The organism is Kitasatospora sp. NPDC034023 (genome assembly GCF_055575795.1).
Genome location: NZ_JBVIRY010000029.1, coordinates 17051 through 33361, shown reverse-complemented (window position 1 = coordinate 33361; position 16311 = coordinate 17051). Strand labels below are relative to the sequence as shown.

Sequence of the window (16311 nt, the reverse complement as noted above, 5' to 3'; positions counted from 1 at the left end):
GGCCCGCAGTGCCGGCGCCGTTCTTCGAGCTCCAGTTCCAGTCCGTGCCGGGAGGAAAGTAATGATCGCGTTGGATGGCCTGACCTGCACCGTGGTGGTGCGAGGGGCCGACCCGGTGCTGCGCGACCACCGGGTGCACGGCACGCGCATCCTGCCCGGCGTGTCGTTCCTCGACATGATCTACCGCATCCTGCTGGCCCACGGGGTCGACACCGAGCGGGTGGAGCTGCGCCGGCTGCTGTTCCGCAACCCGGCGGCGGCCGGACCGGACTTCGACACCGAGGTGACGATCCGGTTCACCGCCGAGGGTGACGGCTACCGGGTGTCGGCCACCGGCACCCGGCGGCCGTCGGGCGAGGTGGAGCCGCTGTTCGACTGCCGGCTCCTGCTCGACCTGCCGTTCCCCGCGGAGTCGACGGACCTGGCCGCGCTGCGCGCGCGGGCCACCCGCACCGTCGACATGGCGGAGCTGTACGCGACCGTGCGGCGCACCGGCATCGAGCACGGGGACTTCATGCGGGCCCGCGGCACCCTGTACGTCGGGGCCGGGGAGATGCTGGCGGACCTCTCGCTGAGCCCGCAGGCCGCGGACTACGCCGAGTACTTCCATCTGCACCCGGCCGGACTGGACTCCTCGACGCTGCTGCCGACGGTGTTCGCCACCGCGGACGTGGGCGGCGGCGCGCGGCCGTACATCCCGATGCTGATCGAGTCGTTCCGCGCCCGCGGCCCGCTCGGGACGCGCTCCCTGGTGGTCGCGGCGCCGCCGCGCCCGGCCGGTGTGGACGGCGACCTGACCACCTGTGACCTGCGCTTCCACGACGAGCACGGGCAACTGCGGCTCTGGCTGCGGGGCCTGACGTCCAAGCGGGTCCGGGACGAGGCCGCGATCACCCGGCTGGAGGCCGCCGCGCCGGCCCGGGAGTCGGGCGAGGAGGTCGTGCGCCGACTGCTCACCGACCGCCTCGACCGGGCGGAGTTCGACGAGGAGGCGGGCTTCTACGAGCTGGGCCTGGACTCCTCGGCCCTGCTGGGCATCGCCGCGGACCTGGAGGGCGCGTTCGGCCGGGACTTCTCGCCGACGCTGCTGTTCGAGCACAACACCTTCGCGGCCCTGGCCGAGCACCTGCGGGAGTTCGAGCCGGTGGCGGGCCCCGTACCGGCCCCGGCCGCCCCGGCGGCGCAGGCCGCTCCCGCCGAAGAGCCGCCCGCCGAAGAGCCGCCGGCCGAGGAACCGCCCGCCGAGGTGGTCTGGTTCGCACCGCACTGGCGGGCGGCGCCGCTGCCCGCGGCCGCGCCGCCGGCCGCCGTGCTGACCGTCGACGCGACCACCCCACACGACTGGCCGGCCCTGCTCGCGGGCTCCGACGCCGCGGACGTGCTCTGGATCCCCGCCGATCCGCAGGACCTCGCGGCCGAGGCGGTCGCCCTGACCGGGTTCGCCGCGGCCCTGCTGCGCGCGCGCCGCGGGCAGGTCCGCCTCGCCCTCCACCTCGCCGCCGACGCACCCGTCGCGGCCGTCGCGGCCCTGTTCCGGACCCTGCGCCGGGAGCAGCCGGACGTCCGGGCCGGCGTGGTGCGCTCCCCGTACACGGCCGACGCGCTGGCGGAACTCGCCGCCGGCGTCCCGGACCCGGACGTGCGGTACACCGACGGGCGGCGCGAGGTCCGGGACGTCCGGCCGGTGCCGGCCCCGGAGCGCCCCGCGAGGCTGCGCGACCGGGGCGTCTACCTGATCACCGGCGGCCTCGGCGGGGCGGGCCTGGCCCTGGCCCGCCACTTGGCCCGGACCGTCCGGGCCCGCCTGGTGCTCTGCGGGCGCTCCGCCGCGGACCCGTCGGTGAGCGCCGAGCTGACCGCCCTCGGGGCGGAGGTCGCCGTCGTGGCGGCCGACGTCACCCGGGCCGAGGACGTGCGCCGCGTCGTCGACCTGGCGCTGTCCAGGTTCGGTGTGCTGCACGGGGTGGTCCACGCCGCCGGCGTGCTGCGCGACGGACTGATCGCGGGCAAGGCCGCCGAGGACGTCCGTGCGGTGCTCGCGCCCAAGCTCGCCGGCGCCCGCCACCTGTACGGGGCGACCCGGGACCTCGGGCTGGACTTCCTGGTGCTCTGCTCCTCCACCGCGGGGGCGTGGGGCAACCCCGGTCAGGCCGACTACGCCTGCGCCAACGCCTTCCTGGACGGCTTCGCGGAGGGGAAGCCGGGCGTGGTCTCGGTCGGCTGGCCGGCCTGGGCCGAGGGCGGGATGCCGCTCGACACCGCCGGGCTGCGGCGGATGGGCCTGCGGCCGATGGACACCCCGACCGCCGTGGACATCCTGCTGGCGGCGGTCGGCAGCGGCCGCCCGCACGTGGTCGCCCTCGTCGGGTCGGCGGAGCGGATCACCGGCGAGTTCGGGGCCGTGGCGGAACCGGCCGCCGAGCCCGTTCCCGCGCCGGCCCCCGTTCAGGCCGCCGCCCAGGCCCCTGTGCAGGCCGCCGCCCAGGCCCCTGTGCAGGCCCCTGTGCAGGCCGTCGGGCGCGTCCACGCCCAGGCCCCCGCGGCCGCCGTGGAGCGGACCGCCGCCCCGGACGTCCGGGACGACGCGATCGCCGTGGTCGGGATCAGCGGACGCTACCCGAAGGCCCGTGACCTCGACGAGTTCTGGGCGAACCTGCGCACCGGCCGCGACTGCATCACCGAGGTGCCCGCCGACCGCTGGGACCACCGGGCGATCCACACCGACACCAAGGGCCTGCCCGGCCGCTCCTACGGCCGCTGGGGCGGCTTCGTCGACGGCATCGACGAGTTCGACGCCGCGTTCTTCCACATCTCGCCGAACGAGGCCGCCGTCCTGGACCCGCAGGAGCGGCTGTTCCTCCAGGAGGCGTGGCACGCGTTCGAGGAGGCCGGCCACGCCCCCTCGGCCTGGCGCGGCCGGGACGTCGGTGTGTTCGCCGGGGTGATGTACAACCAGTACCAGCTGTACGGGGTCCAGGACGAACCCGGCCTGGTGCCGTCCTCGTTCGCCGCCTCGATCGCCAACCGCGTCTCGTACTTCCTCGACCTGCGCGGGCCGAGCATCGCCCTCGACAGCATGTGCTCGTCGTCCCTGACGGCGATCCACCTCGCCGTCGAGGCGATCCGGCGCGGCGACTGCGAGGCGGCGCTGGCCGGCGGCGTCAACCTGCACGTCCACCCCAACAAGTACCTGCTGCTGAGCCAGTCGTCCTTCCTGTCCACCGACGGCCGCTGCCGGGCCTTCGGCGAGGGCGGGGACGGCTACGTGCCCGGCGAGGGCGTCGGCGTGGTGCTGCTGCGCCCGCTGCGCGACGCGCTGCGCGACGGCGACCACGTGCACGCCGTCATCCGCGGCACGACCCTCAATCACGGCGGCCGCACCGGCGGCTTCTCGGTGCCCAACCCGGCCTCCCAGGCCGCGCTGATCGCCCGGTCGCTGGCGGACTCGGGCGTGGACCCGGCCGAGCTCGGCTACCTGGAGGCGCACGGCACCGGCACCAGCCTCGGCGACCCGATCGAACTCGACGCCCTGGAGCGGGCGTTCGACCAGGCCGGCGCCGGTCGCGGCCCCTGGCCGATCGGTTCGGTCAAGTCGAACATCGGCCACTTGGAGTCGGCCGCCGGCATCGCCGCCGTCAGCAAGGTCGTGCTCCAGTTCCGGCACCGGCAGCTGGTGCCCTCCCTGCACGCCGACCCGCTCAACCCCGCCGTGGACTGGGACGGTTCGCGCTTCCGGGTGCAGCGCGCCACCGAGCCGTGGGCGCCGCGCGAGGGCGGGCCGCGCACGGCGGCGATCAGCTCCTTCGGCGCGGGCGGCTCCAACGCCCACCTGGTGCTCGCCGAGCACCCCGCCGAGGCGGTCGCGCCGGCGCCGGCCGAACCCCGGCTGTTCGTGCTCTCCGCCAAGGACGTCACCCGACTCGACACCGTGGTCGAGGAGTTGATCGCCCACCTGGAGCGGACGGCCGACGGAGACACCGCGTCGGCGCTGGAGGCGATCCTGACCGAGGTGGTCGGCTTCCAGGCCGACCCGCGCGAGCCGCTGGCCGAACTCGGCCTCGACTACCCGCGGTTGGCCGAACTCGCGCACCGCGTCGAGGCGGCCTTCGGCGTCCGGCCGCCGATCGACGAGGGGACCACCCCCGCCGACCTGGCGGCCCGGCTCGCGACGCGGGCCCCCGCAGTGGACCTGGAGGCGCTCGCCTACACCCTCTGGGCCGGCCGCGACCACCTGGACGAGCGGCTCGCCGTCGTCGCCACCACCACCGCCGAGCTCATCGAGGCCCTGCGCGCCGGGACCGGCCACCGCGGCCGCCGCCGGCGCGCCGCGGCGCCCGTCGCGGCCGGCGACCTGCGGACCCTCGCCGGCGCCTGGGTCGAGGGCGCCGAGATCACCCTCGCCCCGCCCGCGCGCCCGCGCCGGCTGTCGCTGCCCGGCTACCCGTTCGCCCGCGAGCGCCACTGGGTCGAGACCGCCCCCGCGGGCGCCCGCCCGCGGGCCGAGGCGGTCGAGCTGGTCGAACTGGCCGACGGGGACGTGCTCACCGCGCGGACGTCCCGGGCGGACCAGCCCTGGCTGGCCGACCACACCGTGGACGGCACCGCCATCGTCCCGGGCGCCTTCCTCGTCGAGCTGGTCCTGCACGCCGGGGCCCGGCTCGGCCGCCCCCGGATCGCCGAGCTGGTGATCCAGGCCCCGCTGCTGTTCGACGACGCCGACCTGCGGGTCACCGTCCGGCCCGCCGACGCGGACGGCCGACGCGAGTTCGAGCTGCACGCCCGCCCGACCGGCGGCGCCTGGACCCGGCACGCCACCGGTGCCCTCGACCCCGCCCCCGCCGACACCCCGAGCACCCCGCCGCTGCCCGGCGACGCCGAGGAGATCGACGTCACCCGGCTCTACCAGGGCCTGACCGGGTACGGACCGGCCTTCCAGGGGCTGCGCCGGGCCTGGCGCGCCGGCGAGGCCGTGTACGCCGACGTGCTCGTGCCCGGCGGGGACGCCGGGCCGTACGCCCTGCACCCGGTGCTGCTCGACTCCGCCCTGCACGCGGTGGCGCTGACCGGCGTCATCGACGGCGACCGCCCGCGGCTGCCGTTCGCCTGGTCGGGCGTCCGGGTGCACAACCCCGGGGCGACGGCCGCCCGGGCCAGGGTCGCCCACCTGGGCCCCGACACCGTCGAGGTGCGGCTCACCGACCCGGCCGGCCGCCCGGTGGCGACCGTCGAGTCGGTCGTCCTGCGCCCGGCCGGTGCCCCCGCCGACCCGCTGTACCGGGTCGAGTGGGTCCCGGTGGACCCGCCCCGGCCGGAGCGGGCCGCCCGCTACGCGGTGGTCGGCGCCGACCCGGCCGGCGCCGCGGCCGCCCTGACAGCGTCCGGCGCCGAGGTCGTCCGGGCCGCGGAGCTGTCCGCGCTGGTGGACGTGCCGCCGGTGGTCGTGCTGCCCGTCGCCTCCGACGGGCCGGACGGCGCCGCCGCCCGCGCGCTCACCCGGCGGGTGCTCGACCTGATCCAGGAGTGGCTGGCGGGGGAGCGGTACGCCACCGCCCGGCTCGTCCTGCTCACCACGGCGCCCGACCCGGCCACCGCCGCCGCCTGGGGCCTGGTGCGCTCCGCGCAGTCCGAGCACCCCGGCCGGTTCACGCTGGTCGAGGCCGACGACCTCACCGACCTGCCGGCCGCGCTGGGCTCCGACGAGCCGCAGCTGTCCCTGCGGGACGGCGCCGTCCGGGCGGCCCGCCTCGTCCGGATGCCCGCAGAGGCCGCCGAACCCGGGCCGCGCGACCACGGCACCGTCCTGGTCACCGGCGCCGCCGGCGCCCTCGCCGGTCCGGTCGTCCGCCACCTGGTCGAGCGGCACAGGGTCCGTGACCTCCTGCTGGTCAGCCGCAGCGGCCGGGCCCCGGAGGGCCTGGCCGGCCTCGACGCCCGCGTCGAGACCGCCGCCTGCGACGTCGCCGACCGCGCCGCGCTCGCCGCGCTGCTGGCCGGCCGGACGGTCGGCACGGTGATCCACGCCGCGGGCGTGCTCGACGACGGGGTGGTCACCGCCCTCGACGCCGAGCGCCTCGACGCCGTACTGCGCCCGAAGGCCGACGGCGCGAGCCACCTGCACGAGCTGCTGCCCGACGCCGACCTGGTGCTGTTCTCCTCGGTCGCCGGCGTCCTCGGCGGCCCCGGCCAGGGCAACTACGCCGCGGCCAACGCCTTCCTCGACGCCCTCGCCCGGCACCGGGTCGCGGGCGGCGGCCGCGCCGTCTCGGTGGCCTGGGGCCCCTGGGCGACGGACGAGGGCATGACCGCCGACCGCGCCCGGCTCGCCCGGGCCGGCATCGAGCTGCTGCCGGCGGACGCCGCGCTGCGCCTGCTCGACGCCGCCCTGGCCGGCACCGAACCGGAGGTGGCCGCGATCCGCCTCACCCCCGGCCGGTCCGCCGCCGTCCCGCACCTGCTGCGCGCGCTCGTGCCGCCCGCGCCCGCGACGGCCGACCCCGCCCTCGCCGGGCTCGCCGCGCTCGACCCGGACGAGCGGCGCACCCGCCTGTCGGCCGTCGTCCGCGGCCAGGCCGCCGCGGTGCTCGGCTACGCCGACGCCGGTGCGATCGAGTCCGACCGCTCCTTCCAGGAGCTCGGCTTCGACTCGCTGAGCTCGGTCGAGTTCCGCAACCGGCTCGGCGCCGCGCTCGGCCTGACCCTGGAGGCCACCCTGGTCTTCGACCACCCCACCCCGGCCGAGCTGGTCGTCCACCTCGACGAGCGGCTCGGCGGCGCGGACCGTTCGGGCGACCTGCCGTCGCTGTTCGCGGCCTTCGACCGGCTGGCCGCCGAGCTCACCGCCGCCGCCACCGACGACCTCGCCCGCGACCGGGCCGCCGAACGCGTCCGCGGCCTGCTCGACGAGCTGACGCCGCACGCCGCGCCGGGATCGCTCGACCCCTTCGAGACCGCGACCGACGACGAGGTCTTCGCCCTGATCGACGCTGAACTCGGCAGCCCGCTGCCGGGACTGGAGGACCGTACCCGATGACCACCGACGACAAGCTGCGCGAGTACCTGCGGCGGGTCACCGCGGAACTCCAGTCGACCAAGCGCCGACTGCGCGACCTCCAGGACCGCTCCGCCGAGCCGATCGCGATCGTCGGCATGGCCTGCCGCTACCCCGGCGGCGTCGCCTCGCCCGACGACCTGTGGAAGCTGGTCGCCGAGGGCCGGGACGGCGTCAGCAGGTTCCCCGCCAACCGCGGCTGGGACCTCGACGCGCTCTACCACCCCGACCCGGACCACCCCGGCACGACCACCGTCATGCAGGGCGGGTTCCTGCACGACGCCGCCGAGTTCGACGCCGGGTTCTTCGGCATCTCGCCCAAGGAGGCCCACTACACCGATCCGCAGCAGCGGATGATCCTCCAGGCCTCCTGGGAGGCCGTGGAACGGGCCGGCCTGGACCCGACCGCCCTGCGGGAGAGCCGCACCGGCGTCTACACCGGCGTGATGCACCACGACTACCCGGGAGCCCAGGGCGCGGGCAGCGTCGTCTCCGGGCGGGTGGCCTACCAGCTCGGCCTGCGCGGCCCCGCCGTCACCGTGGACACCGCCTGCTCCTCCTCGCTGGTCGCCCTGCACCTGGCCGTCAAGGCCCTGCGGCGCGGCGAGTGCGACATGGCGCTGGTGGGCGGTGCGACGGTGCTGGCGACCCCGACCGCCTTCGTCGAGTTCAGCCGCCAGCGCGGGCTGGCCCCCGACGGGCGCTGCAAGCCGTTCGCCGCCGCCGCCGACGGCACCGCGTGGTCCGAGGGCATCGGCGTCCTCGTGGTCGAGCGGCTGTCGGCGGCGCTCGAGGCCGGCCGGCCGGTCCTCGCGGTGGTGCGCGGCAGCGCGATCAACCAGGACGGCGCCAGCAACGGCCTGACCGCCCCCAACGGCCCCGCCCAGCAGCGGGTCATCCGCGAGGCCCTGGTCGACGCGGGCCTCACCCCCGCCCAGGTCGACGTGGTCGAGGCGCACGGCACCGGCACCCCGCTGGGCGACCCGGTGGAGGCGCAGGCCGTGCTCGCCGCCTACGGCAAGGAGCGCGCCGAGCCGCTGCGACTGGGCTCGATCAAGTCCAACCTCGGGCACACCCAGGCCGCGGCCGGTGTCGCCGGGATCATCAAGATGGTCATGGCGATGCGCCACGGCGTGCTGCCCAGGACCCTGCACCTGGACGAGCCCAGCCCGTACGTCGACTGGTCGGCGGGCGCCGTGGAGCTGCTGGCCGAGGACTCGCCCTGGCCGGCCGGCGCCGAACCCCGGCGGGCGGGCGTCTCCTCGTTCGGCGTCAGCGGCACCAACGCCCACGTGATCCTGGAGGAACCGCCCGCGGCGGCCGACCGGGACGAACCCGCCGAGGACGCCCCCGGGCCGTGGACCTGGGCGCTGTCCGGCCGGTCGGCCGCCGGGCTGCGCGCCCAGGCCGAGGCGCTGACCGGGTACCTGGCCGCCCGGCCCGCGCTGCGGGAGGGCGACGTCGCCCTCTCGCTGGCCACCACTCGGGCCGCGCACGAGCACCGCGCCGTCGTCCGCGGCGCCGACCGCGCCGAGCTGACGGCCGGTCTGGCCGAACTCGCGGCCGGCCGCCCCTCGGCGGCCGTGGTCGAGGGCACCGTCGGCCCGGCCGGCGGGGTGGCCTTCCTCTTCCCGGGCCAGGGCTCGCAGTGGCGGGACATGGCGGTGGAACTGCTGGACACCGACGAGGTGTTCCGGGCCCGGATCGCCGAGTGCGCGGCCGCGCTCGCCCCGCACGTCGACTTCGACCTGGAGGCCGTGCTGCGCGGCGCGGGGGACCTGGAGCGGGTCGACGTCGTCCAGCCCGCCCTGTTCGCCGTGATGGTCGCCCTCGCCGAGGTCTGGCGCTCGCTGGGCATCCGGCCCACCGCCGTGGTCGGCCACAGCCAGGGCGAGATCGCCGCGGCCTGCGTGGCCGGCGCGCTCACCCTGGAGGACGCCGCCCGGGTGGTCGCCCTGCGCAGCCGGGCGCTGCCGGCACTCTCCGGCCGCGGCGGGATGATGTCCGTCGCGCTGCCCGCCGACCAGGTCCGCGAGCGGCTCGGCCGCTGGGACGGCCGACTGGCGGTCGCCGCCGTCAACGGCACGTCCTCGGCGGTCGTCTCCGGTGACGTCGACGCGCTGGACGAGCTCCTCGCCGCCTGCGAGGCCGAGGAGGTGCGGGCCCGCCGGGTCGACGTCGACTACGCCTCGCACTGCTTCCACGTCGAGGCCGTCCGCGACCAGGTCCTGGAGGCGCTCGCACCGGTGCGCCCGCGCGCCCCCGAGGTGCCGTTCTTCTCCTCCGTCGAAGGCCGGTGGATCGACGGCGACGACGCCTTCGACGCCGACTACTGGTACCGCAACCTGCGCGAGACGGTCCGCTTCGACGAGGCCGTCACCGCGCTGGTCCGGCGCGGTTGCACGACCCTGCTGGAGGTCAGCCCGCACCCGGTGGTCACCAACGGGGCGCAGGAGACCGTCGAGGCGCTCGACGCAGACGTCGCGGTCGTGCACACCCTGCGCCGCGACGAGGGCGGCCGGGCCCAACTGCTCACCGCGCTCGCCCAGTTGCACGTCAGGGGGGTGCGGCCGGACTGGTCGGCGGTGTGGCCCGGCGCCCGCCGCGTCGAGCTCCCCACCACCGCCTTCGTCACCGAGCCGTACTGGCGCGCCGACGACGACCCGGCCGCCTTGGGCCTGGACCTCGTCGACCACCCCGTCCTGCGGGCCTGCCTGGGCGGCGAGCAGACCGTCCTGACCGGCCGGCTCTCCCTGACCGCCCTGCCCTGGCTGGCCGACCACGTCGTCGACGGACTGGTGGTGCTGCCGGGCGCGGCCATCACCGAACTGGCCGCCCGGGCCGGCGACGAGGTGGGCTGCGCGGTCGTCGACCAGCTCACCCTGCTCACCCCGGTCGTCCTGCCCGAGGACGCCGAGGTCCGGGTGCGGCTCGACGTCGCGGCGCCCGCCGAGGACGGCTCCCGCGCACTGACCCTGCACACCCGCACCGGCGGGACGGATCACTGGACCACCCACGCCACCGCCGTCCTGCTGCCCGACGACGCCCGACCGGCGCCCACGCCGGTCGCCTGGCCGCCGGCCGACGCCGAACCGCTCGACGTGGAGGAGCTCTACGCCCGGCTGCGCGGCGCCGGGCTCCCGTACGGCCCGGCCTTCCGCGGTGTGCGGGCGCTGTGGCGCGGCCGCGACGGCGCCGTGTTCGCCGAGGTCGCGCTGCCCGGCACCGAGCCGGACGGCTTCGTGCTGCACCCCGCGCTGCTCGACGCCTGCCTCCACCCGGTGGCGCTCGGCGGCTTCCTCACCGGGCCGCCCGACCGGCCCTCGCTGCCCTTCGAGTGGACGGGCGTGCGCGTCCACGCCGTCGGCGCCGACTCCGTCCGGGTGGCCGTCACCGCGGCCGGGCCCGACGCCGTCCGGATCGAGCTGGCCGACCCGTCGGGCGCGCCGGTCGCCACGGTGGACACGCTCGTGCTGCGCGCGCTGCCCGAGGGCGCCCTTGGCCGGTCGGACAGCCGCGACCTGCTGCGCCCCGCCTGGGTGGGCCGCGCCCTGCCCGACGGCGCCGCGGTCGACTTCGCGGTGCCCGACCCGGACCTCGCCGCGCTGCTGAAGCGTCAGCCCGCCACCGGCACCGCGCCGTTCGTCCTGGTCCCGGCGCCGACCGGTGAGCCGGCCGCCGCCGTGGCGAGCGCGCTCACCACGGTGCAGGAGTGGCTCGCGGACGAGGGCTCCGCGGCCGCGACCCTCGTGGTGGTCACCCGCCGGGTGCGCGAGGACGTCGCCGAGGCCGCCGTGGCCGGCCTGGTGCGCTCCGCCCAGGTCGAGCACCCCGACCGCTTCCTGCTGCTCGACCTGGCCGACGACTCCGACGCCACGCTCACCGCGGTACCCGCCGCGCTGGCCGCCGGTGAGCCGCAGATCGCGCTGGCCGACGGCGCCGCCACGGTGCTCCGGCTGGAACGCACGGCGCCGACCGCCGACCCGGCCGAGGACCCGGCCGCCGACCCGGCCGAGGACCCGGCCGCGGGGCTCGGCAAGGTCCTGGTCACCGGGGCCTTCGGCACCCTCGGGCAGCTCGTCGCCCGCCACCTGGTCGACGCGCACGGCGTGCGCGACCTGGTGCTGGTCGGCCGGCGCGGCGCACGGACCCCCGGCGCGGCCGAGCTCGTCGACGCGCTGACCACCGCCGGCGCGACGGTCGAGGCGGCGGCCTGCGACGTCTCCGACCGCGCCGCACTGGCCCGGCTGGTCGACGGCGCCGGCTTCACCACCGTCGTCCACGCCGCGGGCGTCCTGGACGACGTCCTGGTCACCGACCTGACGCCGGAGCGCCTCACCCGGGTGCTGGCACCCAAGCTCGACGCGGCCCTGCACCTGCACACCCTGCTGCCCGACGCGCGGCTGGTGTTCTTCTCCTCGGCGGCCGGCCTGCTCGGCGGGTTCGGACAGGCCAACTACGCGGCGGCCAACGCCGGACTCGACGCCCTGATCCGGCTGCGCCACGCCCGGGGCCTGCCGGGGGTCTCCCTGGCCTGGGGCCTGTGGGAGGCCGAGAGCACCATGACCGAGGGGGTCGACCGCGACGGCTTCGGCCGCTCGGGCTTCCTCGCGCTGTCCGACCGCGCCGGCCTCGCCGCCCTGGACGGCGCCCTCGCCTCCGACGAGCCGGTGCTCGCACCCATCCGGCTCGACCCGGCCACCCTGCGCGCGATGGGCGACGGGGTGCCCGCCCCGCTGCGCGCCCTGGTCGGTGCGCCGGCCCGCCGCACCGCCGCCGGCGGCGGCGTGGCCGTCGACCCCGAACTGGGCGCCCGCCTGGCCGGCAAGACCCCGGCCGACCGGCAGCGGGTGCTGCTCGACCTGGTGGCCGCGCACGCCGCCGCCGTCCTCGGCCACGGCTCGGCGGACGGCGTCGACCCCGACCGGGCCTTCAAGGACGTCGGCTTCGGTTCGGTCAGCTCCGTCGAACTGCGCAACCGGCTCTCCGCCGCCACCGGCCTGCGGCTGCCCGCGACCGTGGTCTTCAGCCACCCCAACCCGGCCGCGCTGGCCCGCCACCTGGACGACCTGCTGGCCGGCGCGCAGGCCTCGGCGCCCGTCGCGGCCGCCTCCCGGCAGGCCGACGCGGACGACCCCGTCGTCCTCGTCGGGATCGGCTGCCGGCTCCCCGGCGGCGTCGCCACGCCGGAGGACCTCTGGGAGCTGCTGAGCGCCGAACGCGACGGCATCGGCCCCTTCCCCGAGGACCGCGGCTGGCCGGTCGACCGGTACGACCCGGACCCGGCCGCCGCCGGGCGCAGCTACGTCCGGCACGGTGGCTTCATGGCCGGCGCGACCACCTTCGACGCGGCCTTCTTCGGGGTGTCGCCGCGCGAGGCCGCCGCGATGGACCCGCAGCAGCGCCTCCTGCTGGAGACCGTCTGGGAGGCCTGCGAGGACGCCGGGATCGACCCGGCCACGCTGCGCGGCACCCGCACCGGCGTGTTCGTCGGCTCCATGTACCAGGACTACGGCCGCCTCCTGGAGGGCGCGGCGGCCGAGGGCTTCCTCGCCCCCGGCGTCGGCGGCGGCGTGCTGTCCGGCCGGGTCGCCTACAGCTACGGCCTGGAGGGCCCGACCATCACCGTCGACACCGCCTGCTCGTCCTCCCTGGTCGCCCTGCACCTCGCCGCCCAGTCCGTCCGGGCGGGGGAGTGCGACCTCGCGCTGGCCGGCGGCGTCACGGTGCTCTCGACGCCGATGGTGTTCGTCGAGTTCAGCCGCCAGCGCGGACTGGCCGCCGACGGCCGCTGCAAGCCGTTCGCCGCCGCGGCCGACGGCACCGCGCTCGGCGAGGGGGTCGGCATGGTGCTCGTCGAGCGCCTCTCCCGGGCCCGCGCCCTCGGCCACGAGGTGCTGGCCGTGCTGCGCGCCAGCGCGGTGAACTCCGACGGCGCGAGCAACGGCCTCACCGCGCCCAACGGCCGCGCCCAGGAACAGGTGATGCGGGCGGCCCTCGCCGCCGGCGGCCTGCGCCCCGCCGACGTGGACGCGATCGAGGGGCACGGCACCGGCACGGCGCTCGGCGACCCGATCGAGGCCCAGGCGGTGCTGGCGGTCTACGGTCAGGACCGCCCGGAGCCGCTCTGGCTGGGCTCGCTCAAGTCCAACCTCGGGCACGTGCAGGCGGCGGCCGGCATCGCCGGCGTCATCAAGGCCGTGCTGTCCATCCGGCACGGGCTGCTGCCGCGCAGCCTGCACCTCGACGAGCCGTCACCGCACGTCGACTGGAGCACCGGGAACGTCGCCCTGCTGAGCTCGGCCCAGCCCTGGCCCGAGCGGCCGGGCCCCCGCCGGATGGGCGTGTCCTCGTTCGGGATCAGCGGGACCAACGCCCACGTGGTGATCGAGCAGCCGCCGGCGGCGCCCGTCGCCGAGCCGGCCGGGCCCGACCTGGAGGGCGTGCCGTGGCTGCTGTCGGCGCGCTCCGAGGCGGCGCTGTCCGCCCAGGCCGCCCGCCTGCTGGCGGCGGACACCACGGACCTGCCCGCCGTCGCCCGCGCCCTGGCCACCACCCGGTCCGCCCAGCGGTACCGGGCGGCGGTGACCGGCGCGGACGAGTCGGCGATCCGTACCGCGCTGACCGCCCTGGCGGACGGCCGGACCGACCCGGGCCTGCGCCGCGCGACGGCCGGCCGGCCCCGGCTCGCCCTGCTGTTCACCGGGCAGGGCAGCCAACTCCCGGGCATGGGACGGGAACTGTACGAGACCTTCCCGGTCTACGCGCGGGCCTTCGACGAGGTCTGCGGGCTCTTCGACCTGGGCAGCCCGCTGCGCGAGGCGGTCTTCGGCGAGGAGGGGCCGCTCGACCGCACCGAGTACACCCAGGCGGCGCTGTTCGCCCTCCAGGTGGCCCAGTTCCGGCTGCTGTCCTCCTGGGGCGTGACGCCGGACCTCCTGATCGGCCACTCCGTCGGCGAGCTCTCCGCCGCCTGCGTGTCCGGCCTGATCCCGCTCGACCGGGCCGCCGCGCTGGTGGCCGCCCGGGGCCGGGTGCTCGGCGCCCTCCCGCCGGGCGGCGCGATGATGTCGGTCCGGGCCTCCGAGGAGGAGGTGCTCGCCCTGCTCGACGGCCGGGCGGACCGGGTGGCGATCGCCGCCGTCAACGGTCCCGCGGCCGTGGTGCTCTCGGGGGAGGACGAGGCCGTGACGGCGGTCGCCGCCGAGCTCGTGGCCCGCGGGCACCGCACCCGCCGGCTGAACGTGGGCATCGCCTTCCACTCGCCGCTCGTGGAGCCGGCGCTCGCCGAGTTCCGCGAGGTGGCCGCGGCGGTGCGGTTCGGGACGGCCGGGATCCCGGTCGTCTCCACCGTCCGCACCGACGCGCCGATGGACTCCGCCGACTACTGGGTGGACCAGCTGCGCGGATCGGTCCGCTTCTCCGACGCCGTCCGCCGCGCCCACGAGGACGGGGCGACCGCGTTCCTGGAGCTCGGCCCCGACGCGGTGCTGGCCCCGGCCGCCGCGGTGTGCCTTCCGGACCTCCCGGTCCGCCCGGTCGCCCTGCTGCGACGGGACCGGACGGACGTCCGCGCGGCCACCGAGGCGCTGGGCGCCCTGCACACCCACGGGGTGCCGGTGGACTGGGCGGCCGTCCACGAGGGCAGGCCGCTGCGCCGGGTGTCGCTGCCGCGGTACGCGTTCCGCAGCCGGCACTACTGGCCCGAGGTCGTCGTGCCGAAGGCCGTCGAAGCGGCGCCCGCGGTGCCCGAGCCCGTGGCGCCCGCCCCGGCGGACACCGTGCTCGCCCCGCTCTGGTCCGCCCTGGAGAACGACGACGTCGCCTCGGCGCTGGGCCTGCTCGACCTGCGGGGGGACGAGACGCCCGCCGAGATCCTCGCGGCGCTCGGCCGGCTGCGCTCCGGCGCCCGGCTCCCGGTCGTGCAGACGGCCCGGTGGCGGCGCGTCCCGGACGGCCCGGCCCCGGCCCTCGACCGGGACGTGCTGCTCCTCGCCCCGCCCGGGGGCGACGACGACCTGGCCGACGCGCTCGCCGGGGCCCTGGCCCGGCACGGCGCACGCGTGCGGACGGGCGGCGCCGAGCGGCCGGACCTCGTCGTCGCGCTGCCCGGGGCCGAACCGGTCGCGGCGCCCGGCGTCCCGCGGTGGGCCCTCGGCACGGACGGCGGCGACCCGGTCGGCGACCACCTGGTGATCCTGCCGCCGGTGGTCGACGCCCGGGCCCGGGCCCGGCTCTGCGCGGTGATCGCCGAGGGGCACCCCGAGGCCCGGATCGAGGCGGACGGCGTGTCCGTGCGCGAGTACCGGACGGTGGAACCGGCCGAGCGGTGGCGCCCGGCGGGCGACGTCCTGCTGGCCGGCCTCCCGGACGGGCTCGCCGGGGCGGTGGCCGAGGAGGTACGGCGTTTCGGCGCCCGCTGCCTGGTGGCGGGGGGCTCCCCCTGCCCGCCCGGTGCCGTCCGGCTCGCCGAGGCGGAAGGCGCGGTGGCGCCGACGGCGGCGATCGTCGGGGCCGGGGTGGACCCGGGGACGGTCGGGAGGGACGGGACGGTACCGCTGGTCGCCGTCGTGTCGGTGGGGGAGCGGGTGGCGGAGCCGTCGGCCGGGATCCTCGCCCTCGGTCGCTCCGCGGTCGCGGTGGCGGTCGCTCCGGGGCTGGACCCGCGGGCGGCGGCGGCCGGGCTGTTCCGGGCGCTGACGGCGGGTGAGCCTGCGGTCCGCCTCGTCGACGGGGACGCGCTTCCCGCTGCGACGCCGGGGGCTGCCGCCACCGGGACCGAGGCGGCGGGGGCCACGGCCCCCGCGCCCGAGGTCTCCGCGCCGGTTGTTTCCGTGGCCGTGGCCGTGGCCGTGCCCGTGGCCGTCGAGCCCGACGCCGCTCCCACCGCTCCCGCCGCTCCCGCCGCTCCTGCCGCGGACGCGGCGGATACCGCAGAGGACGAGCCCGAGGCCGGCCCCAACCGGGAGGCCGAACTCTGGCTGGCGCTGGCCGCGTTGCCGCGCGACCAGTGGCAGGACGCCGTCCTGGGCGGTGTCCGCGGACTGGTGGCCGCGGTGCTGGGGCACGAGTCCGTCGACGAGGTGGGCGTCGAGGACGAGTTCTTCGACCTCGGTCTCACCTCCGTCACGGCGATCGAGCTGCGCGACCACCTCGTCGCACTGACCGGCCTCGACTGGGCCGCCGACGTGCTGTACGAGAACCCGACGCCGCAGATCCTGGCGGACCTCGTCATCGACCGGCTGGCCGCCGCGATGGACTGA

The 16311-nt window shown here is 77.6% G+C and carries 3 protein-coding genes (1 of these 3 running past the window's edge); all 3 read left to right on the top strand.

Features of this window, described 5'->3' with window-relative positions; all coding sequences use genetic code 11:
• Tightly spaced (each overlapping or abutting the next), the 3 genes in view from ACZ52R_RS31435 to ACZ52R_RS31425 form a layout consistent with a single transcriptional unit that may run on beyond the window.
• On the top strand, positions 1-62 hold the 3' end of the coding sequence (locus ACZ52R_RS31435) for an SDR family NAD(P)-dependent oxidoreductase (RefSeq protein WP_465754557.1). The gene continues 19438 nt to the left of window position 1, outside the view; the window shows 62 of its 19500 coding nt (coding positions 19439-19500); the start codon falls outside the window, past its left edge; the stop codon is at positions 60-62.
• Positions 62-7030: an SDR family NAD(P)-dependent oxidoreductase gene (locus ACZ52R_RS31430; RefSeq protein ID WP_465754556.1), complete on the top strand. Its 6969-nt coding sequence runs from the start codon at positions 62-64 to the stop codon at positions 7028-7030. The genes ACZ52R_RS31435 and ACZ52R_RS31430 overlap by 1 nt, the downstream gene beginning before the upstream one ends.
• Positions 7027-16311 (top strand): SDR family NAD(P)-dependent oxidoreductase, encoded by a 9285-nt coding sequence (locus ACZ52R_RS31425; RefSeq protein ID WP_465754555.1) that lies wholly within the window; start codon positions 7027-7029, stop codon positions 16309-16311. Before ACZ52R_RS31430 ends, ACZ52R_RS31425 begins: the two co-directional genes overlap by 4 nt.